We start from the raw sequence: 20,890 nt of genomic DNA on the forward strand, positions 1-20,890 counted from the left end.
CTGCTGATCAGGCCCGAAAGGCTGCGATCCGCCAGCGAACGGCCAGGACTCGTGAGCGCTACGGCCAAACGGCCCGCGCCATCGCCACCGTCTGCGCCAGCCCTGAGCCCCACCCTACTGCGGGGTGCACGAGAGTTCGGGGGACTACCCCACGGTTGCGCCGCCCGCGAGACAGTCCATGAGATCCCCGAATACCGCGCCTGGCTGGCTGCCGTCCCTCGCTTCCCCGCTGATTGTCCTGGCCGTGAAACCTGCCAGGACCTGGACTGCTACAACGGATGTAATGACTGTTGGATCCGGATGTGCGCAGACTGCATGTACGTGTTCGGCGTGGACCACTACAACCCGGCGGACGGAAGAAATCCACGTCCCCGCTGACCGCTGGGCCAGGACAGTCCGTGCCACTCCTGTCCGGGGTGCGGCATGGTCCAACACGGTTTTCTGCTCGTCGCGGGGATCATCCGAGCCTCAAGGGTTCGAGCTGCCAGCAACAGACGCGAGCGCGAAGTACCTTTGATGCAAGGGCAGGTAGAACCGGTGCGGGGCAACTCGGGAGGAGGGAAGCGGTTGAGTGATCCGCTGGTGGCGGTGATGCCTGGGGTGTGGGATCCGTGGGTGCGGGTCGACACCCATGCGGTTGGCCGTGTGCATGGAGGCGAGGTCCTTGCGATCCACCTCACGCGGTACGCGATTCCCGATGACAGCGGGAATGATTGCGCCCCTCCGGACACCCTCACCCTGCACACCCTGGGAACGGCACCGCTGCCGTTCCGTGTGCTGGAGCGCCGCATGGCGAGGGTTACGAACCCGGATTACCAATTGAGGATGCGGCGCGAGAACGACCTTCAGGAGCGGCGGGCGGCGAATGAGTCGAGCGTGATCATCGGGCGGGCTTTCGACAGCGATCCGCCCGAACTCGTCCTCGACGCGATGATGCGCAGGTACATCGCGGCGCACACCATCGGCATCCGTATCGACGACCGCACCTGCCTGGTGGCCATGCGCACCCGCCAGCTGCTCGGCGTGCGTAGCCCTGTGGACGATGATGCGGGCTTCGTCGTCGTGATGCGGGGAGAAGAAGGGGCGCCCGCACCGCTGTTCCCCTCCGCGCTGGAGGGATGGGCGATCTGGTGGCGGAGCAAGGCCAGTGAGCTGCTCGAACGTCCCGTTGCTTCGGCGCAGCTCCCACAGCCGCCACCAGATTTGGATGTCGTGGAAGGGCGGAAGAGCTACCGAATCCGGGTGGATGGCTGCAAACCCGCCAGATGGCCGCGGCTGCCCGAGATTCCCCGTGCCGACCTGGGTGACGACTACTTGTGACAGAGTCCGAGGAGGTCGAACAGGCGGCGTCGCCCTCGCGCGAGGTTCGCGCCAGCATTCGAGTTCGGGCAGCGGTCCGTGTGGAATGCGCCTAGATTCAGCCATAGCCGTGGAGACGGCCTAAAACCTCGTAACCGCTCTGGCAGACGTGCCTATGGAGACGGCAACGTGCCCTGGGGCAGGTGGCGGTCGATGCGTCCGCGGAACTGCAGGTCCCCGTCTGGCCCGTTGACCTCGATCCGCTCTTCGACGCGGATCTGCCCAACGTCCTCTTGGCCGTCGTGTTTGCTGTGTACACCGACGAGGACCCAGACGCGGCTGTCCTGAGAAACGGTAATCGGGTGGCGGTGCGAATGCCTGGCCCGCAAGCGCATCACGGCCGTTTCAAGACCAAGGTGACTGCGGATCGCTGCCGTGACGTCCGCGATCGTCTGCTGCGCTTCTATGCCCTCCGTTGCGGAGACCCGCCGCCTGATCGGTTGGCTCCTCACACCCACCCTCGGCGGTTCAGAAGTCCACGTCCCCGCTCACCGCAGCCATCACCGTGGAGCGCACCGTGCCCAATCGCCGGAAAAGCGTGTCCAGTTCGCCGCGCAATGCGACGGACATTTGGGCTTCCTCCCACCGGCAGGCGTGATCGTAGCGCAGAGCCATCCGGCCCGTGTCCGCCGCGATACCCAGCCGCCGTGATTCGGCCTCAACACGGTCCGCTGCAGGCTCGGGCAGGTCGGCATCGCGCCAGGCCGCCGCAAGGCACTGGGCGTGGTCCAGCAGCGGCTGCCCAAGGCCGGCGTACATCTCCAGCAGCTCCCGCATCGGCGATGCGGCCAGCCGATCACGCCAGGCTGTCAGGAGCTCTTCCCGAGTCCGCCACACCCCTTCCGCACCGGCCGCGACCGCCTCGGTGCAGGTCTGCTCCCACGGCTGCGTGCCGCGTGGGAACTCCGGCCGCCGGCGCCGCTCTGCCCGGCGGAGCAGGTGGAAGAACGCGGCCCCAGCCTCCCGTTCCTCTGGTGAGGGGCACCACTGGCGGCGGTTGAGCAGCAGGGCGATCTCACTCAGCCGGTCCGGCGGCGCAGTCGGAGATGCATTCATGATTCCTACGGTACGGAGGTGCGGGCACGGGCCGCCACAAGTCCCGACGCCCGCGCCGCCCCGGGCCTCGTGCGCTGGGGCTCGGTGGGCGGCTGACTTCCGTGCGAAGGGGCTTCGCTGGCGACCCGCGGGCCCGCCCGCCGCCCCCACGGCGTACGCCAGCCATGTGCTGTCGGCCGATGTCCGGCTGGATCGGGCCAAGCGATCCCGCCACGCGCGTCCGAGCCCTATCGTGAGAGCCATGTCGCAGACGAAGACGGTCGGGCCGTGGCACAGGGCCTGGGCCCTTGTGGAGCTCGTGCCGCCCGGGCACCCGGGACGTCAACGCTGGGAACAGGCAATCGACTGCGCCGGGCGCCTGCTCGTAGCACGGTGGCCGCAACCGGGCGAGGAATACCTGTCGGCGTTCGCGATGGAGACCTGCGCCCTAGTGCTCTACGGCGGCCCCTGGCCGCTCTCCGCAGGCACACCGACGGCTCTGTCCGCCGACGACTTGACTGCCGTGCACAAGCAGATGGGCCACCTCACCCAGCACGAGGGCATGGACCGCCTCACCCAGCACGAGAGCGACATGGCCGACCGCGTGCGTGCCCGAGGCCACGATGTGACCGACACCGAAGACTCGCTCGCACGCCTGCTGGCTCACCTGCTGAAGTACCAGCACCCCGGGAAACTCTACGACTTGTCGCTGGTCCCTTCGCTGGAGCAGCCGTACGAGGGCCCCAAGATGCGGCGGGCCGCGCGGTGGGTGCGCTGGGCCCTGGAAGCGCACCACCCCGTCGGACCCTGACGGCCCACCGTGCGCCGTCCGGACCACATTCCGGGCCGGGCGGCACGTCTTCGGTCATCCGAGAGGCGTGGCGTCGAGGTCCGTGCTGACCGCCGCGTGGCCGGACGACCGGCTACGTACAGGCGCGTCGTACCGGGTAGGTGCCGGCGAGGTAGTCGCCGATCTGCTGGCGCATGCTGGGGTGGATGTCGTAGCCGTCGAGGTCGGCGGGCTGGACGAAGCGAACACCGTCGGCTTCGTCGTTGATGGTGGGCTCGCCGCCGATGGGGCGGCCGATGTAGGTGGTCTCGTACTGCTGGCGGATCTCGCCGTCGTCGTAGGCGACGATGTGGTGCGGGTTGGTATACACGCCGAGGAACCCGGTGATCTCGGAGAGGATCCCGGTTTCCTCGGCGCATTCGCGGATGGCGCATTCGGCGGCGGTCTCGCCGATGTCCTGGGCGCCACCGGGAAGGGCCCACTGTTCGGTGTCACGGCGCCGCTGGAGCAGGATCGCGCCAGCTTCGTCGACGACCAGCAGGTTGCTAGCCGGGATGAGCGTGTTCGCCTTCGGCGCTTTCGGGTCGTGGTAGTACTCAGTCCTGCCCACGAGGCTCTCTCTTCCTTGCTGGCCATCGGTAGGCGGCCCCCGATGTTCTCGGAGCGACGCAGCCCAAGAACGGGTGGCCGTTGATCGGCAATACCGCTGGTCGTCACGATAGTTGGCTGCTGCCTCTGCGGTAAGCCGGTGCCGGAGTGGGCCTCGGAATTGCGCGAGTGAGGCAGAACGAGCCGCGACTCCTATCTATAGGCCATCAGGCAAATCCGGGAGCGGCAGGACGTCTTGCCCCGTCGGCGGAGGCGCGGGGACGGCACGGCCTTCAGGCCGCTGTCCAGGTCTCCAATGCGCTGCCCAGGCTGGGTCTGGCAGCGATGCGCCGCTGTTCCCCCTCGGAGGCTACAAACACCACGAGCGGAGCAAGGCTGTCCCGGGACGGCGGCGATTCGGCTCGCCACGGGACAGACGAGGCCGTAGGGGGTCAGGCCGACGTACATCGGCACGCCCATGGCGAACTCAGGCGCGCGCTCGTCCGGCAGGAAGGGATAGGTTCCATCTCCTTGGCGGGGCGGGGCATGTCAGGAGTTGGGAACCGGGGTGCCCGGTCCGGTCAGTGCGATCGTGTGGAGCGGGGTGAAGTCGAAGTCCCAGGCTGGTTGCGTTCCTTCGGCCAGGGATGCGGTCTCGGTCAGGGTGAATGTGACCTCCACCAGCACCACTGCGACGACGGTGAACGGGGCGTGACTGGGGCTGATCGCGCGCAGCGCGGACTGCAGGGCATCGGAGTCGCCGTTCGCGTAGCTGTAGCCGAGGGAGCAGTGCGGTCGGCCGCCGCTGTAACGCACGGCTTCCGGGCCGCGCACCGCGCGCACGGCGGAACGGACGGCCTGTTGCAGCGTGTTGAGGCCGTCGTCGGGCCAGCAGTCCAGGTAGGCGCCTGCCTTGTTGGCGACGGGTGATCCGGCGAGAAGGCGGAATGCCGACATGGCGGCCAGGTGGTTGTCCAGGCTGGTGATCAGTTCCGTTCGCTCGGCGTCGGTGATCCGATCGGCAGGGGCATCCGTGATCATCTCAAGGGTGACATGCAGCAGATGGTCGGGTAGGGGTTGGATCGGGTATGGCTTGAGCGCCGTCCGGCACGCTGTGACCAGGCCCCGCAAGTCGTGATCGATGGACAACTCCGGGATCGCGTAGAGCTGGAGAGCGGAGGCACCGCTTCTCCAGGGGCGGTCCGCGAAGGCGGGGACGAACGGTTTCACAGGAACCTCCTGCTTCTCGGACTGTCAACGTCGCATTGGCTGACCCGGGCTATCCCAGGACCTGCACCAGCAACCAGAGGAAGAAGATCCACGCCGCGGCGAACAGCACCCCGGCCACGACGTACATGCCGATAGCTCGGGGGCGGGCAGCTGCTGTCCGCGGTCTGCGGTTCGCGGTCACCCTTGCCGCCTTGCCTGGCCAGGTGCGCGTACGGGTGCTCCCTGCAGGTGAAGCTGGTGCACTCGCTCGAAGGTGTATCGGACGTCCTGGGGGCGCTGGCGTTCCCACACCAGCCACACCGAGGAGACCGTCGCGGTGATGTGACGGCGGGCCTTGTGGATCAGGGTGGAGGCGAGATCATCCGCGCGGGCGGCCAGGCGTGGCGTGTTCGTCGTGGTCGAGCCGTAGGCCGAGGTGAGGTGACTGCAGCGGTGCTCCGCCGCCGGGGGCATCAGCAGGCCCGCGGCGCCCAGGCCGCTGCGCACCCGCTGGTTGGGGACACTCCCAGGATCGGGGCCGTCGCATTCCCCGACGGGCAGCACGCGGGTGATTACCGCCGAGCGGCTGACGGCTGGCGGGCCGACGTACACCTCGAACGGGGCCAGGTCTTTCAGCTGGTCCTGGAGATGCTTCGCCGCCAGGTCCAGGGCTGCGGTGTCGGTGTAGCGGCCGTCGGCGCCGCGCGAGTAGGCGGCCTGGACCGTCCAGTGCCAGTCCGGTTCGGCGACCGGGGCCACGATGTCGGTGTACGGGGCGATGACGTCCGCCACTTCCCGCAGGTAGGTCAGGACCTGGGGCTGCTCGTGTGGCAGCCACAGAACGTGCGGGCGGATCCAGTTCGCGTCCGGCCCGTCTTCGCTGCCCCAGAGGCGCTTGGGGTTCATGAACGCCCGCACCTCAGCACCCCTCGGTGAAGGCGGCGGGGGAGACGTCTGCCACGGGGCAGAGATGGTCGGAGGCTTCGAGCGCGGCGGCGGTGCGGTGGAGGCGGTAGCTGACCAGCCCCCGCGCCGTGGGGCGGGTGGCGAGGATGAGATCGATGCGCCGTTCTCCCCATGGGTCTGGGTCGCCTCGGCCGTCTTCCCAGTAGCCGACGGTCGGCTCCCACGGCGCCTGCAGATGCGCGGCGGCGTCCACCATGAAGCCGCGGCGAAGCAGGGCGGCGGTCTGTCGCCGGTCGGCCAGCTGCTCTTTGCCGATCGTGTCGGCGAGAAGCTGGCATTCGAGGTCGTCGTGGTCCTGGTCGCGGTACGGCTCCTCGTCGTAATACCCCAGGCCGCCGCTCCCGCCGTCGACCAAGTGAGCGGCTCGGCGGGCGGCCGAGAGCGCGTTGAAATCGCCGATCACAAAGCCGCGCTTGACGCCTCCGGTACGGCGGAAGATCGACTTGATGCGCAGTGCCTCGTTGTAGCGGCCATCGGGGCGGATCGGGTCGCCGCGGTACGCGGCGACGGTGACGGGTTCGCCGGCACCGAGGTCGAACTGGGCGGTGGTCAGGCCGTGCCAGAAGTCCGGTGCCCCGTAGGGACGGTAGGAGTCCGGGAGCAGGCTGACGGTGTTCGGGTTCCATAGGATCGCCGTGTACCAGGGCTGGCTGCTGTTCGATGCCATCACGGTGCCGTGCGGGTATCCGCTCGTGGCGGTGACGGTGGCGGTGAGTCCGCAGTCGGCGGCGAGCTCCTGGATGGTGTCCGCTGCTTCCGTGTCCCAGAGATCTCTGGGGGTGCTGGCGTCGTTGACGAGGACTTCTTGCAGGCCCAGGATGGCGGGGGCGATCTCCTGGACGGTCGTCACCCGGGCCTTCCACGCGGCGGTGTCCCGGGCGGTCTTGTTGAGTTTGTAGGCGTTGAGGTTGGCGATGCGTAGGGTCCGCACGGACCAACTCCTCCCTGTTGATGGTCCTCGGGTGAGGGCGCGGCGGATTAGAAGAGGACGCTCGTCTGGGGGACGCCGTCCTCCGGTGCGGAGGCCGGGCCGGGGACGCGGGCGGGGCGGTCGATCTCCAGCTCCCACAACTCCCGGAACAGGCCGGGGGCCTGGACGAGCTCTGGAAAGCTGCCGCACTGGAGCACGCGGCCCTTGTCGAGGACGACGATGCGGTCCGCGACGGCGACATTGGTCAGTCGATGTGTCACGAGGACGACCGCCCGGTCTGCGGCGAGGTGGCGCAGACCGGTGAAGATGCGGTGCTCGGCGCGCGGGTCGAGGGCGGCGGTGGGCTCGTCGAGGACGAGGAGACCCGCTGGCCGGTGGAAGGCTCGGGCGATCGCGACGCGCTGCCATTGCCCGCCGGACAGGTCCTTGCCGCCCCACCATTCGCGGGCGAGGAGGGTGGCGAGGCCCCGGGGGAGATCGTTGATCACCTCGTCAGCGCCGGATGCTTGGGCCGCGGCGTGGACGGCGGCGTCGCCTTCGGGGCGGGGCTGGCCGAGGTGAATGTTCTCGCGGAACGACAGCGGCCAGCGCGCATAGTCCTGCGGGACGACAGCGATCTGCTGCCAGGCGGCGTACGGATCCAGGTCGCGGGTGTCGTGCTCGTCCCATCGCACGCTGCCCTGATCGGGCAGGTAGAGCGCCGAGAGGAGTTTGGACAGCGTGGTCTTGCCGGAGCCGTTCTCGCCGACCAGGGCGAGGACTTCACCGCGCCGCACTTCGAGGGTCACCTCGCTGAGGGCGGGGTGTTCGGCCTCGGGGTAGGAGAAGGTGAGGTTCTCGGCCCGTACCAGCGTCGGCGCGGTGGGGATGAGGGTGCCGCGGCTGAGGCGGTGGCCGCCGGCCTCGTCCACGAAGTCCGCCCAGTCGTCCAGATACAGGCCGGTGCGGAAGAGCCGGGCCCCGTAGCCGACGATGCCGTGCAGGGACGCGACGAGGGTGCGCAGGGCGAGAACCGCGGTGCCGGCCGCCGCCACCGACATGTGCCCGGATGCCATCAGCACCGCCAGCGCGCCCCAGACGAGGCCGGAGGTGATGCCGCCCGCCAGGGCGCCTAGGAGGGAGACCTTGGCGGTCTGCCAGGCGGCCTGGTCGGTCTTGGTGTCGACACGTGCTCCGATGCGCCGGTACTTGTCCAGCAGGTAGGGGGCGATGGTGCCCGAGCGGACTTGGTCGGCGACCTGCCTGTCGACCAGGTACCAGCGCAGCAGCGACAGGACCCGGCGGTCCTTGGAGGTGTCCAGGGAGGAGAGGTAGTCGATCCGCGCGCCCCGGACGCTGGCGATGCCCTGTGGCAGCGCGGACAGGACCAGCAGTGGCAAAAGTGCCGGGTGGATCGAGGTGAGGACTCCGGCGGCGGCGATGAGTGAGGCGAGGGCGGCGAGCACGCTCTGGGACTCGCTCAGCAGCGTCTGGGAGACTTCTACCCCGCGGTCGGCGGCGTCCCAGCGGTCGTTGAAGCCGGGGTTGTCGTAGGCCGAGAGTTCCGCGTTGGTCGAGGAGTCCAGCAGCATCAGCTCGGCCTCGCGCGAGATCCGCGGTGAGATCCTTGTGGACAGGAACGTGATGGCGATCGCCAGGAGCGCCCGCAGCCCCACGGCCGAGGCCAGCACGAGCAGCGAGGGCCACGCCTGGAGAAGCCGGTCGCCGATGTTCCCGGAGGACACCAGCGCGGTGATGGTGCCGGTCGTCGCGAGCAGACCGAACGCCTCCAGCACCCCGGACGCGGCCTGGCAGAGCAGCAGGGTGATCGCGGCGCGGGGGTTCACCTTCCAGGCCAGGGCCAGCGCCCGGCGGATGAGCTGGGGCAGGCGGCGGGCCATCGCCCGCGTACTGATCGCCCCGCCCGCCTCGGCCCGCTTGTCCCCTGCGAACGCGAACGTCAGCTCATCATCCGGGACCTCGCTCTGATCCGGCACCGCAGTGGTGTCCGGCTTCCCGGCTTTGCTCATTGACCCCTCCTCGTCTCCAACACAACGCGCAGCACGGCTAGTTCACAGCGAGCGTGCTACTGCCACGGGGCGCCGAAGCGCAGTTCCAGCGGCCCGGTGTGCTGGTGCACCGCCGCCAGGCACACCTCGATCCGCCGGCGCACCGGATCAGCCACCAGCCACGGCAGCTCGCCCAGGGTGGCCATCCGCCACTCGGCGCTCTGGCTGGGGCTGAGGCGGATGCGGGCGAGGTCGTGCTCGCCGAGGGTGCCGCCGTGGAAGACGTACCTGGTCCGGCTGGGGTATGGGGTGAGGTTCTCCCAGTCCACCGCGACCAGCCGGCCGAGCGGGAGGTCGAGACCGAGCTCGGCGCGCACCCGGCGCCGGGCCGCCTCCCGAGGGCCTTCCCCGAGATCGCTATCGATGCCTCCGCCGGGCAGCCGGAACCGCCGGTCTCCGCGATGGGCAGGCCGCACCAGCAGTGCCCGCCCGGCCGAGTCGGTGAACAGGACGTCCGCGTCGGCCAAGAGCTTTGAGCGCACCGCACGCTGAGAGGCGGCATCCAGAGCGTGCTCCTGCTCCAGCCACGCGCGCAGCTCGGTCGACAGGCCGGCGGGGGAGCCGGGCTGGATGCGGCCGGTGACCAGATGGGCCATCGACCCGGCATGAAAGGCCGCCAGAGCGGCCCGCACCTGGGCGGCCTCCGGTTTAGATAGCATCCCTATCGCAGCCTCGGGCGCCTGCCAGGTGATCGTCACCCCCTCCGGGACGGTCAGGGCGGCCACCTCGTCTTCGCCCAGCGGTCCGACGAGGTAGAGGTGCACGATGAACGCCAGCGACGGGGCTTTCCAGAGGTCGCAGTCCACGGCCAGGAGCCGTCCCACACTGTCCGAATCCGTCCCGAGATCCGTTTCCAGGGTGCGTCCCAAGCCCCGGCCCGGGGACTCCACCCGTGTGATCAGCGTCCCCGGCAGCTCGTGATGGTCAGTGGGAGAAGGAGTGCTCGCGCGGGTGAGGAGCAGCACGCGGTGTTGGGTGTCGAGAACCAGCCCGCTGGCCTTCACCAGCGGCAAGGGCGGGTCGGCCTGTGCCTCAGCTGTGAGCGATCGGGCTGGTGCTAATCGCGGGGTTGCGTCGGGGGCATTGTGCGGGGGCACGGACTTCTCCTTGCCGGTCAGGACAGTTCGAGTTGGATCGGCTGGACGGCACGCGGGGTACGGCTGGCCAGGCGCACCAGGTCGGTGAGGCTCGTGATCGCGCGCGGACGTGCTGCGGCGGTGAGCAGGCGGTGAAAGAGCTCAGCGGTGACCATCCCGTCGTCCATCGCCCGATGCCGGCGCGGCGGCTGCGGGATCCCGTGGTGAGCCAGGAGCGCGTCGAGACTGTAGGCGGGAAGGTCCGGCAGCAGGTGCTTCGCCAGCAGCCGGGTATCCACGATCCGGGTGCGCGCCAGCCGCGGGCATGCCGTGCGGTAGGCGTACAGAATGTTCGCCTCCACCGGGGCATGGTGAGCCACCAGCAGCACCGGATCCTCAGGCAGCACCTCGTCCAGTCGGCGCAGTACGGTCCGTGCCGGAGGGGCGCCGGAGAGATCGGCCTGGGTGATGCCGGTCTGTGCGGTATCGGCCGAGGTGAGCGGCGCGTGCGCGGGCGGGCTGATGAACGACATGAAAGCGAAGCCGCTAGGCACCGGGCCACGGCCGGGGACGTGCTGGACGCCGAGGGCGGCGACTTCGATCGGCTCCGGCGGATGGCCCGTGGGGGTGGTGCCCTCGAAGTCGACCACCACGAAGTGCGTCTCCACGAAATCCTGGTCTTGAGCGAGCCGGGGCGGGGAGGGATTCACCAGCCGCTCCCTGATCGGTCCAGTGTGTCCTGCAGGGTTGCCTCCAGCTCGTCCATGTTGTTGAGGAGGCGGCGGATGCTGGTCTGGCGCTCCTCCCAGTGCCGCGCCAGGTCGTCCTCCAGGGCCTGGTGGGCGAGGTGTTCCTCGGCGGGGACGGCGCCGTAGAAGCTGAAGAGCAGGTAGAGCAGTGTGATCCGGCCGCAGGCGACGATGTCGGCGCGTGGCAGGTGGGGGTGCTCGGAGAGGTAGGTGGCCACCATGGCCGCGGCCGTGCTGATCCAGTCGTCGCTCTGGGCGATGGTGCGCGGATCGAGTGCGGCCCGCCCCAGTTCCCAGGCCGCGCTGCCCTGGGCGCAGCGGAAGTCGATGATGCCGGTCACCAGGTCGGTGACGAGCAGGATGTTGGGCCGGACGAAGTCCGCGTGCAGCGCCTGAGTGACCAGTGCGTCGGGGAGCCCGGACCGGAGGTGCTTCACGTGGCTGCGGAGGTCGTGGCGGCGCTGGTCGAGCTGGTCGCGCAGCCGGTCCAGGTACGGGTGTCCGTGCTGGCGGGCCGAGGCCATCGCCCTGTCGCAGCGGGCAAGACCGTCCTCGACGGTGCCGGTCCGCCACCGGGAGTGCTGGTGCCGTTGGGGCAGAGGGTAGGCGGACAAGGCGCGGTGCATCCGCCCGAGCTGGCTGCCGACGTGTTCTGCACGCGAGGCGGTCATCGGCGTGGTGGCGATCCGTCCGACGACCTCGTTGATGACGGACCAGGGGCTGTCATCGAACAGGGTGAGCAGGTCGCCGGCCTGATTAGCGTGCACCCGGGGCACGGGCAGGTCCGCGGCCCGGCAGTACTCCGACATGTCCAGTGCCGCACGGGCCGCTAGTGGGTCGTCGGTGGGGTCGTACTCCTTCACAAACAGCCGGCGGCCGGTGGAGGTGAGGACGCGCCGGTTGACGGTGTCGGTGCCCTCGAGCACTAGCTCGACCTCGGCAGCCTCCATCCCGTAGCAGGTGCGGAGCAGTTGCTCGACGCGCTCTTGATCCCACCCCGGATCGTCGCGGTCAGCCATGTTGTTCGCCAGCTCGGGCCCTCGGCGCTGACGCGCCCGGGCGGTGCCCGCGCTGGCCCGTGAGGTGCTGGGTGTAGTCGGTGCGCAGGTTCCGCAGCATGGTGTGCGCCTCGTCCACCACCTCGATGTCCCGCTTCTCCAGGCCGTAGCGCAGGGCGCTCATCGCATCCAGCGCTCCGTAGGCTGCGCACGCGTGCCGCTCGAAGGCGTCCGGCGTACGTCCCAGCCCGGCGTAGAACGCGGCCTTCACATCGGGGCGGCCGTGCAGGAGGCGATAGTGGAGGCGGGGCAGGTCCCGGTGCGCGGACGGCTCGATGGTGGTGCGCTCGAAGTCGATGATCCGCAGCACCTGCTCGGCAGGGTCCCAGAGCCAGTTGCGCGGCATGTAATCGCCGTGCGACACAACGGCCGGGAGGATGGCGGGCTGGTCGCGGGTCAGCTCACGGAGCATGACGAGATCGTCGGGTGTCGCATACAAGCGGGCCGACGCCAGCATCTTTTCCACGGCCGCCTCCCAGCCCACCGTCGACTCCTCCGGCACGGGGCTGACGACGGGTGCCGTATTGAGGCGGGCGAGGAGCTGTCCGGCCTGGCGGTAGACCTCCCGCTCTTGCTCGGCCGCCAGGCGTTGTCCACGCACGGGCTGGCCGGGCACCGCAGTGATCACGAGGGCCTGGGCGGTCGGATCGTGCGCGGCCATCAGCGGGGAACGACCTGGCCCCAGGAGGCTTGGCCAGCCGGACTCGTACGCCGATGCCTCCCGCTGGTGCAGGCGGGGGCCCGGATTCTGCTTGGCGAACCACCGGCAGCCGTGCGGGCCTTCGACCTCCCAGATGCGGGGCCTGCCCGTGCCGGGCGAGGAGCGGTCGGCGACAACACGGAACGTGCCGGTCACCGAGGTCACCAGGTCGTGCACCGCCTCGGGAATGTCGGTCACAGTGGTCTCCTCCCGTCCATGAAGCCAACATCAGCACCGCACGTATCCGAATGGTTGCGGATAGTGCCTATGTGGGTGCGTAGCCTGTCATCCGCCACTGACAACGGGGCAGGCCCGCCTGGGGTGATGCCCGTCAAGGGGTGCGGTGCTCAATCCTGTGGCCAAAGAAGGCTGTTGTCCTATCAGTCTGGTGATATCACTGCCGTGATTGCCTCCCGCGGGGAATCTCGCGCACGATTCCCCGACCCGGTGGAAGGAGGCGGCAGTGGCAGCACCAGAGCGGCGTCGATGCGTCGGATGCGGCGCGCCCCTGAGCCGTTACAACTCCGACGTGCGCTGCGCAGCCTGTGCCCGTTCGGCCCCGGCCCATACCTCCGCGCCGCGCACCATCCCCGGGCGGGTGTGGCGGGATCCGGAGATCGTCACCGCCCTCACTGGCTGGGAGTTCGGCGCGGCCTTCCGCAGGATCCGGCAGATCACCCCACTGAGCCAGGACGATCTCGCAGCCCTCACCGGGTTGAGCCAGTCGTATCTGTCCGCGCTGGAATCCGGCAACCGACGGCTCACCAACGCCGAGAGGATCAAAGGGGTACTCGGAAGGCTCGGCGTCCCGCCGCATGCGGCACCCACGCTCGTACCGGGCGCAGTGGCCCACCCGGCCCCCGCCGTGCCGACGGAGGTGTTATCGGAGGCGGTGTGGGAGAGCCCAGTCGACGTCGCGCGCCGCCTGAACACCACCACCGCCTCCAACACCGACCCCACCACGCTCCTGGTCCTGAACGAAGGGATCAGCGACGTGGTGGAACGGTACGAGACAGAAGGCCCCTACCGGCTCGCCGGAGAAGTGCTCAAGCTGCGCCACTACACCGACGAACTACTCGAGGGGCGGCAGCCCCCGCGCCAGCGCGAAACCCTGTTCAAGCTGGCCGCCCAGGCATCCGGCCTGCTGGGCTACATGGCCGTCAACGCGGGCCGCGAGGCCCTGGCCGAGGCGTACTGCACCGAAGCCGAAGACCTCGCCACCCACATCGGCGACCGCGAGCTGATCATGTGGATCCACGGCACCCGCTCCCTCAACGCCTACTACGCCGGCCGCTACGACGAGGCCGTCGCACGCGCGGATGCCGGCGTCGCGATCGACCCCGGCCATCCCCAGGCCATCCGGCTCCAGGTCAACGGACGGGCCCGCGCGCTCGGGAAACTCGGCGATGCCGCCGGCGCCGAACGCGCCATCGCAGCCGCCGAAGACCTCAGCCAGCGCCACCAGGTCCCGAACGGACTGACCTCCTGCATCTCGTTCGCCCCGTACGCCATGGCCCGCACCCTCGCCAACGCGGCCACCGCCCACGTCGCCCTGTGCAGCCCCAAGTGGGTCCTGGCGTACGCCAATCAGATCGACGAACTCGTTGAGCACTCCGACTCCGCCTGGAGCCGCGCCCTGGTCCGCCTGGACGTGGCCACCGCCCTGATCACCGGCGACCGTCCCGACATCGAGCAGGCGATGATGCTGGGTCGCCAAGTCCTGCGGGCGGACGGCGGGGCACCGATCCGCTCGGTGGTCCAGCGCGCCGGCGACCTGCACCGGATCGCCGCCCCGTGGCAGGACGTGCCGGCCGTGCGCGAGTACGGTGACGCGCTGCGTGAATGGCAGGCCGCCCCACAGGCCCGCGCCTTGGTGAAGTCTGCGAAAATATCGCGGCCAACGCAGCAGACGGAGCAGATGAGGAGAGCCGCGGATGCAGCTCACCACCGACCCGGGAGCCTTCCCTCCCAGTCCTCCGCCCAGCATCACTGACGCGCAGGTCATCGCCGCACACGACTGGACAGCGTTCAGCACGGTCGAGGCGATGGCAAATCACTGGGACCGGCCCGGCTGGAACGAAGACACCCGCGCCTACTACTGGATGCTGACCTTCCCGGGAAACTCACCGCTGATCAAGCATATGCAGCAGTGCCAGCGTGCCCTGGCCCACTTGGACTTCGACAACATCGACGCCGACGGCCTGCACCTCACCCTCGGCCGGATCGGACTCGTCGACGACGTCACCGACGACCAGCTCGACCAGCTCACCAGGGACGCTCAGCGCAAGATATCGGGGTCCTTCACCCTCCAGGCCATCCCCCTGACGGCATCCCGTGGAGCCATCCGCTACAGCGTCGCCCCGTGGACGCCGATCGTCGAACTCCACCAGACGCTCAACGCCATTGGCGCCGCGAACGGCCTGCCCCCTCACAAGCCGACGACCGTGCTGCGCCCGCACATCGGCCTCGCCTACGCCAACCGGACCCTGCCTGCCGACCGCGTCCGCACCGCGCTCAGGCCGCTGCGTGAACTCAAGCCCGTCGACATCCCGGTCCACCAAGTGGATCTGGTGGAGCTCCGCCGCGAAGGCCGCGCCTACCGGTGGACCAACGCCCGCTGTGTCCACCTGGCCCCATCCGAGGGCGACGGCCAGGCGCCGCCGACGGCCATCTAAAGGGGCGCACCGCCTGATGAAGCGTGTTGAGGTCAGTGTCCGGCCAGCAATCCAGGGAGGTACCAGCCTTGTTGGCGACGGATGAACTGGCGAGAGGAACGCTGGGAGAGGATGAGGTGGCTCTGCAGACCCGTGATCAGTCCCCTACGTTCTGCGTCGGTGATGCGATCGGACGGCGAATCCGAGATCATCTCCCTGCCTATCAATAGGTGGAGAGGAACTTCCTCGATCCGGGGGGAACTTGGTCTCTGGCACGAAACACCTGATAGCTTCCTCGCTCCGCCGACGAACCCCAGCGGGGGATTGTTCCCCGCTCTGGTGGCAGCCCCTCGGCCTCAGTCTGTTGCGCGGCGACGAGCCACCGGGACCGAGCGGCTACCGCCAGGCGGCCTGACCTTCCCTCGCAGAGGACGGTCTCGGCTCTGGTGCGTGTGCCGGGTCAGGCTTTGGGGCATGCCGTCGCCGGCCATGGCGACATTGATCCACACTGGTACATGGACGCCGCCTTCTCGCCCGGCTGCACTGCGATGGGTTCCGCAGGCGACGAGCACCGGTGCCACCGGCCGCGAGACCAGGATCAGATCAATCTGCCTGCCCCCACAGAATCCGGATCTGTATGACCGTCGTCCTCGTGCCCGACGGTCGACTCGAATGGCGCACCGAAATGAGGTGCGACATCCACCATGTAACCGTTGCGCAGGAGCGCCTCGTCTCACGGCGATCCGCCGGCTGCTCCCCACCGGCCGTGTCGGCCTGGACTTGGTATTCAAGGTCGCCGTGATCATGAGTGCAGTATGGCTGGGCGTCGTAATACCTACATGAGCCATCCGCTGCATCGACCGTTGCGGCCGACAGGGCTTTCAAGTCACCCAGCAGCACTGCGGGGTTGACGCCGTTGGTGCGGCGGATATCGCCTCTGAGTCGAGGGTCCCATCGGCCCGGAAGCTCGGCCACAACGGACCTCCGTGATGGGAGGCGACAAGCAAGGCGAAGTGTCGCCGCACACCTCGTCGCCTTTTGCGGCGTCGTCCAGGTCCGCGACAGCAAGCGTCCAACCGGGGCGGTCCGCAACCTGCCGTCCGCCGCCTTCGCCGGCCTGGTGGAGTACGCCCAGCAGTCCCGCTAGTCCGGCCTGAGCCCCGCCACTCCGCCCCTCCGGAGCGGCGGGGCTTCCTGCTCCAGTAGCGGCCAGTGACGAGGCAAGGACCCGCTTCGGCCGATGAAAAGATGGCAAGCGGAGATGACCTCGGGGCGAAGATCACGGGTGCTCAAAGCGTCAATGCCCCATAGAATCCCCTGCATGGCACAGAAGATCGTAACCATCTACACCGATGACCTCACGGGCGAAGAGTCCGCCGAGGCCACCACGCACACCCTCGTTCTCGACGGCGTGGCGTACGAGATCGACCTTGGCCCGGACAGCTACGACAAGCTGCTTGAGGCTGTTGCCCCCTTCACCAAGGTCGGTCGTCGCATCAAGGCAGGCGTTAAGGCGGCTCCGAAGGCGACTGGCGGCCGCACTGACACGGCGGCAATCAGGGCCTGGGCCAAGGAGAAGGGCTACGACATCAACGACCGCGGTCGAGTGCCGGCCGAGATCCGTGAGGCGTACGACAAGGCCAACTGATGGACTGTCTACGGGGAGAACCTGCCGATGGCGGGCTCTCCCCGTAGTTCCGGATATCGTCCATATTGGGGCAGGATGGGCCAGCCCGCAGGGGGGAAGGTCTGGTAACCCCAAGTCGGCATCTGGCGGCTACCACTTAAGCCGTCCGTGGCTGATGATCCCCGGTAGGCTCCAGTCATGGATGAATCGAGGCAAACGGAGACGGTCACTGTCAACGCCACCATTGAGCATGCTCAATTCTGGCTCAGTACCGCCGGTCAGCCGCACCCTGCTAGTGACGGGCTCATCCCAGATCACTTCAGCGATCGCATAGCTTCGGACGGTATCGCAGTAGCCGTTCCCACAGTTGAACAATGGGCCGACATTGAAGTAACGATGACGCTGTATTCCAGCCGCTATGAGGAGGCGGGAGCGCAGTACCTCGGTGAATCTACGCTAGAGGTTATTGATGCCGGATTGCGCTGCGTTGACTTTCATGGAACTCCGTTTCCTTGGCTCCCTCTGCGGGGTATCGCTCACTGCACCCTTAGTGTTTGGCGGATGCCAGGCAATAAGGAAGCCTATAAGATATGCGTGTTCCCCAGCTAAGCTAGCTGGGGAACACTAAAGTTGTGCGGTCAGCTGACGAAGACGTAGAACTGGTCGTTGTGCAGGATGCGTTGGTTCGCGTAGAAGGCACTCAGCGAGCCACCTGCGGAACTATTTTCGCCCGCAGGTACCATTCGGAGGGAGTAGTTACCGTCTCCGAAACCTGAGCCCTGCCAGGTCGCCGCCATCGGATACTCGTCGCACTGATAGTCCGTGGGGCGAGACAGTTTTGCGCATTCGTCGGCAGTGATCTTGCGGTTCAATTTGTACTCGTTCTCCGCCTGGCCGCCTGGACCGTCATACCCAGGGTAGAGGCGAGAGAGTGGCTTCCCGGATCGGGGGGCGCCTGGAATTGACTTGCCCTCCTTCTTGGGAACGGTCATCGCCGGATCGTACTGTGCAGTCCAAATGTGATTAGCAACCGAAGCATGAGCGGGCTGCGACTTACTGAACTGAAGAACTGGTAGCGCGTAATTGAACACCCCCCGACCCACGGACTTCGAATCTATGTACGACGAAGTGTCAAAGCGGACCTCGTTGTAGGCGATAGCTCCCGTAGTAAACCCTCCCCGGGGACTTCCAGCGCCACCATTTATTCGGTCATACGTAGCGAAGGCGCATAGGGACACCTTGTCTTTCCCAAGCCCCTGACTACTGTCTTGTCCGACGGTATGGTACTCCCTGAGTGTTCGTTGGTTGGCTTCCCATTCTGCGATCGTGTGTTCGCCGTTTCGGCTGTCGGACGTCACGGTACAGTCGGGATTCGGATTCGGCGGCGCCCCTCCAGGGGCCTTTACAGAAACATCCAAGGCGTCCTTTTTGTGAAATACTCCGTCGAACTTCCAATCCTCAAGCGCGGTTTCCAGGTAGATCTTCCGGTCGTCCGATGGCGCGTCCGCTGCGGTTGTTTGCCACCACTCAACATTTCCAACGACCGTTGTGTCTGGCGGATATATAAAAGCGTGTGCCCAGTGCTTCGTGTTGCAATAGAAGAAGCGATTGACAATCTTCTCACCCTCCTTTCGGCCCAGTTGTGTGCGACACTCGTCGGTACGTGTCACCGGTGGTACGGCTCCTGCGCGTTCGTGGGGGGCGGAAAGCTTACCCGAATCAACCGTGTACGTCTGCTTAGGCTTCCTTTCAAGCTTGTTTCTGATCTCGGCAAAACTGGATGGCGCCGTATGGGTGGGCGTCAATAGATTCGCCGGAAGCTTGCTACCGACCTTAAGGACAGGGTGGTCCTCGTCGACCTCGTAGGGGCCTGTCATGACAGGATTCGACGAACTAGGCGTGGGAGAGGCGGCTGTAGCGGTCGGCGCTAACAGTGCGGAGATCGCGGCAGTCGTCATGGCAGCAGCGATTAGTTTTCGCTGTATCTTCATCTTCTACCTTCCGTTTACTGAGTGTGATGAGCAGCACCACATCGAGCAATTGCCATCTATATCTACGCACGGAGGGTAGGGCGAGCCAAGTGGTTGGCTCGATGAGGCCATGCAATTGGCTTGATTCGACAAAAAGAATCCCGCGGTGGGATGGCTAACTTTTCGCACCTTTGAGTAAGTAGTCCCAATTATTCCGCCAATAGGCAACGGGGCCGCTGGCATCCGGCTGACATGCGTTAGGACCAGATGTCAAAGCTGGGATCGTCCCAGATGTCGCAGTCCACGGCCAGGAGCCGCCCCAGGCACCTGGGGTCCACCCCAAGATCCGTCTCCAGTGCCGCTGCCAGGCCCTGGCCTGGGGACCATGCCTGGGTGATGGCGGTCTTCGGCAGTACGTGGTGTCGCGGAGGGCGGGAATGGGCGGGTGAGGACCAGGACGCGGCTTCCGTCGGGGTTGATGTGCGGCGACACGGGTGATTCTCCTTGTTTGTCAGGGCAGTTCGCGATGGGTGGGCTGGGGCGGCCGTTCGCTCCTGCGGGTGGGCACCGTGCCTGCCCGCCTCGTCGTTCGGGTTAGGTGGGTGTGGGCGATGCGTAGGTTGGCGAGCATGGCGTGGGCCTGGTTGACAGCGTCGACATCGTGGTGCTGGAGGCCCCACTTGATCAGGCTCACCGCGTCGAGGGCTCCGTAGGCGCAGCAGGCGTGCAACTCGGCGGGGCTGGGCTGTCGGCCGTATCCGTCGTAGAAGGCGGGGCGCAGCCTGGGCCGCGCGGGCAGGATCCGTAGTTCGAGGCGGGCCAGGTCGCGCCGGACCGGCGGCTCGATGCAGGTGCGTTCGAAGTCGATCAGGTGCAGGGTGCGCGTGGCTTCGTGCCACAGCCAGTTTCTGGGCTGGAAGTCCGCGTGTGCCACCAGCGCCGGCAGTGTCGCCGGGCGCTCCCGAGTCAGATCACGCAGCAGGGCTGTGGCGTCGGAGGGCAGGTACAGGGGGGCGTCGTTGAGCATTTGCTCGACGCCCGCCCGCCATTCCTCCTCAGTTTCGCCGGGCGTCGAAGCGACGGGTGCCGAGTGCAGGCGTGCGAGCAGCGATCCGGCCTGCTGGTACGCCTCCACCTCCTGCCGTGCGTCCAGCGGGTGGCTGTGGATGTTGCGGCCCGGCATGGGGGTGACGATGATGCTGCGGGAGGCGGGGTGGCGGGCCACCATCTCCGGGGCGCGTCCTGGCCCCAGGAGGTGAGTCCACTGCTGGTAGGCGTTCACCTCGCGCTGGTGCCCGCTCGGCTCGGCGTGCTGTTTGACGAACCAGCGCCGACCGGCCCCGCCCCGCACTTCCCAGACGCGGGGACGGTGGTGGCGACCAGGCCAGGAATGCTCGGCGACCAGCTGGAAGGTGCCCGCGACGGTAGAGGTGAAATCGCGAACCTCGTCAGGCATATGGATCACGGCCGTATCGCCTTCCTGATGGATGCATGTCTTTGGTGTTGCGGGTGATGTCGCGGGTGGGGCAGTGTGCCCACCGGTACCGATCGCGGGCCATGGCCAGGTCAAATGAGCTGGTGGCCACCAGTACCACGGGAGGCGTCGAGCACGCCGTACCGCCAGCCGAGCGTGATGAGATGGGGGTCGTTCACGGCATCCCACCGTGACCGCAGAGCGTCGAACTTCTCCTTCATGACCTCGCGCGAGGACAGAGTGGCGTTGCGGGTGATCTCGTCGTAGGAGTCGTCCAGCGCCAGCCGCCACAGGATCCGCACCTCGTCAGCATCGGCACCGCCCAGAGGCAGCGCGGTGTCGGGGCGCGGAATCAGCCCGTAAACATAGCAGGCGTGGATGAGGCCGTACCGGTGGCACACACCAAGGCGATGGTGCGCGCTGCTCACCTGGGCGCTGACCGTGCCGGTCGCCAGGGCGAGTTCGGCGGCGGCCTTGGCCGTACTCATTCCCTGCGCCAGCAGGGCCGCGATCTTCACTTGGCCTGGGGTGGGCAGGAGCGCGGCCTTGCTGAGGCGGGTGGACATGACGCAGAGACCTTTCATGAAGAGAGCGTGTGCGGTCACCGTTCAGGCACCGGCGAGATGCCGGGCGTCGGCCAGAAGCCGTGCGTGCTG

The 20,890-nt window shown here is 67.6% G+C and carries 19 protein-coding genes; 6 read left to right on the forward strand and 13 right to left on the reverse strand.

Annotated elements, in window-relative coordinates; all coding sequences use genetic code 11:
• Positions 1–567: 567 nt before the first annotated feature.
• Complete coding sequence (locus AB0G17_RS06815) at positions 568–1,320, forward strand: hypothetical protein (RefSeq protein ID WP_361376624.1); 753 nt, start codon at positions 568–570, stop codon at positions 1,318–1,320.
• A gap of 507 nt (positions 1,321–1,827) precedes the next feature.
• On the opposite strand, the gene AB0G17_RS06820 is transcribed toward AB0G17_RS06815, so the two are convergent.
• Positions 1,828–2,415 (reverse strand): hypothetical protein, encoded by a 588-nt coding sequence (locus tag AB0G17_RS06820; protein WP_361376627.1) that lies wholly within the window; start codon positions 2,413–2,415, stop codon positions 1,828–1,830.
• A gap of 241 nt (positions 2,416–2,656) precedes the next feature.
• On the opposite strand from AB0G17_RS06820, the gene AB0G17_RS06825 reads away from it, so the two are divergent.
• A complete protein-coding gene (locus AB0G17_RS06825; protein WP_361376630.1) occupies positions 2,657–3,205 on the forward strand; it encodes a hypothetical protein in 549 nt (182 codons plus the stop codon).
• Positions 3,206–3,317: 112 nt separating this feature from the next.
• Here AB0G17_RS06825 and AB0G17_RS06830 read toward each other — a convergent pair whose 3' ends face one another.
• From AB0G17_RS06830 to AB0G17_RS06870, 9 genes are all read right to left on the reverse strand, one after another.
• Positions 3,318–3,794, reverse strand: coding sequence for an NUDIX domain-containing protein (locus tag AB0G17_RS06830; protein WP_361376633.1), 477 nt, complete (start codon positions 3,792–3,794; stop codon positions 3,318–3,320).
• A gap of 527 nt (positions 3,795–4,321) precedes the next feature.
• Positions 4,322–4,921 (reverse strand): 2'-5' RNA ligase family protein, encoded by a 600-nt coding sequence (locus AB0G17_RS06835; RefSeq protein WP_361376636.1) that lies wholly within the window; start codon positions 4,919–4,921, stop codon positions 4,322–4,324.
• Positions 4,922–5,179: 258 nt separating this feature from the next.
• A complete protein-coding gene (locus AB0G17_RS06840) occupies positions 5,180–5,887 on the reverse strand; it encodes a hypothetical protein (protein ID WP_361376639.1) in 708 nt (235 codons plus the stop codon).
• Positions 5,888–5,900: 13 nt separating this feature from the next.
• Positions 5,901–6,878, reverse strand: a complete 978-nt coding sequence (locus AB0G17_RS06845; protein WP_361376642.1) for an endonuclease/exonuclease/phosphatase family protein — start codon at positions 6,876–6,878, stop codon at positions 5,901–5,903.
• Positions 6,879–6,925: 47 nt separating this feature from the next.
• Positions 6,926–8,887 (reverse strand): ABC transporter ATP-binding protein, encoded by a 1,962-nt coding sequence (locus tag AB0G17_RS06850; protein WP_361376645.1) that lies wholly within the window; start codon positions 8,885–8,887, stop codon positions 6,926–6,928.
• Between the two features lie 56 nt (positions 8,888–8,943).
• Positions 8,944–9,750 (reverse strand): NUDIX domain-containing protein, encoded by an 807-nt coding sequence (locus tag AB0G17_RS06855; protein WP_361376648.1) that lies wholly within the window; start codon positions 9,748–9,750, stop codon positions 8,944–8,946.
• Positions 9,751–10,040: 290 nt separating this feature from the next.
• Positions 10,041–10,712, reverse strand: coding sequence for a 3'-5' exonuclease (locus AB0G17_RS06860; RefSeq protein WP_361376651.1), 672 nt, complete (start codon positions 10,710–10,712; stop codon positions 10,041–10,043).
• The gene (locus AB0G17_RS06865; RefSeq protein ID WP_361376654.1) at positions 10,709–11,770 is read right to left on the reverse strand and encodes a phosphotransferase; all 1,062 of its coding nucleotides are present in this window, start codon (positions 11,768–11,770) and stop codon (positions 10,709–10,711) included. Before AB0G17_RS06865 ends, AB0G17_RS06860 begins: the two co-directional genes overlap by 4 nt.
• Positions 11,763–12,707, reverse strand: coding sequence for an aminoglycoside phosphotransferase family protein (locus AB0G17_RS06870; protein WP_361376657.1), 945 nt, complete (start codon positions 12,705–12,707; stop codon positions 11,763–11,765). The genes AB0G17_RS06865 and AB0G17_RS06870 overlap by 8 nt, the downstream gene beginning before the upstream one ends.
• Positions 12,708–13,038: 331 nt before the next feature.
• Here AB0G17_RS06870 and AB0G17_RS06875 point away from each other — a divergent pair, with 331 nt between their 5' ends.
• The 4 genes from AB0G17_RS06875 to AB0G17_RS06890 all read left to right on the forward strand — a co-directional run bounded on the left by AB0G17_RS06875 (position 13,039) and on the right by AB0G17_RS06890 (position 17,399).
• A complete protein-coding gene (locus tag AB0G17_RS06875) occupies positions 13,039–14,502 on the forward strand; it encodes a helix-turn-helix transcriptional regulator (RefSeq protein WP_361376660.1) in 1,464 nt (487 codons plus the stop codon).
• Between the two features lie 52 nt (positions 14,503–14,554).
• Positions 14,555–15,184, forward strand: coding sequence for a 2'-5' RNA ligase family protein (locus AB0G17_RS06880; RefSeq protein ID WP_361376663.1), 630 nt, complete (start codon positions 14,555–14,557; stop codon positions 15,182–15,184).
• A 1,300-nt stretch (positions 15,185–16,484) separates the two neighbouring features.
• Positions 16,485–16,811, forward strand: a complete 327-nt coding sequence (locus AB0G17_RS06885) for an Lsr2 family protein (protein ID WP_361376666.1) — start codon at positions 16,485–16,487, stop codon at positions 16,809–16,811.
• Between the two features lie 177 nt (positions 16,812–16,988).
• The gene (locus AB0G17_RS06890) at positions 16,989–17,399 is read left to right on the forward strand and encodes a hypothetical protein (RefSeq protein WP_361376669.1); all 411 of its coding nucleotides are present in this window, start codon (positions 16,989–16,991) and stop codon (positions 17,397–17,399) included.
• A 29-nt stretch (positions 17,400–17,428) separates the two neighbouring features.
• On the opposite strand, the gene AB0G17_RS06895 is transcribed toward AB0G17_RS06890, so the two are convergent.
• The 3 genes from AB0G17_RS06895 to AB0G17_RS06905 form a co-directional block, all read right to left on the reverse strand.
• The gene (locus AB0G17_RS06895; protein WP_361376672.1) at positions 17,429–18,460 is read right to left on the reverse strand and encodes a NucA/NucB deoxyribonuclease domain-containing protein; all 1,032 of its coding nucleotides are present in this window, start codon (positions 18,458–18,460) and stop codon (positions 17,429–17,431) included.
• Positions 18,461–19,271: 811 nt separating this feature from the next.
• Positions 19,272–20,216, reverse strand: a complete 945-nt coding sequence (locus AB0G17_RS06900) for an aminoglycoside phosphotransferase family protein (protein ID WP_361376675.1) — start codon at positions 20,214–20,216, stop codon at positions 19,272–19,274.
• A gap of 110 nt (positions 20,217–20,326) precedes the next feature.
• Positions 20,327–20,800, reverse strand: a complete 474-nt coding sequence (locus AB0G17_RS06905; RefSeq protein WP_361376678.1) for a LuxR C-terminal-related transcriptional regulator — start codon at positions 20,798–20,800, stop codon at positions 20,327–20,329.
• Positions 20,801–20,890: the final 90 nt, after the last annotated feature.

It is taken from the genome of Streptomyces sp. NPDC023838 (assembly GCF_040639555.1).
Taxonomy (GTDB): Bacteria; Actinomycetota; Actinomycetes; order Streptomycetales; family Streptomycetaceae; genus Streptomyces.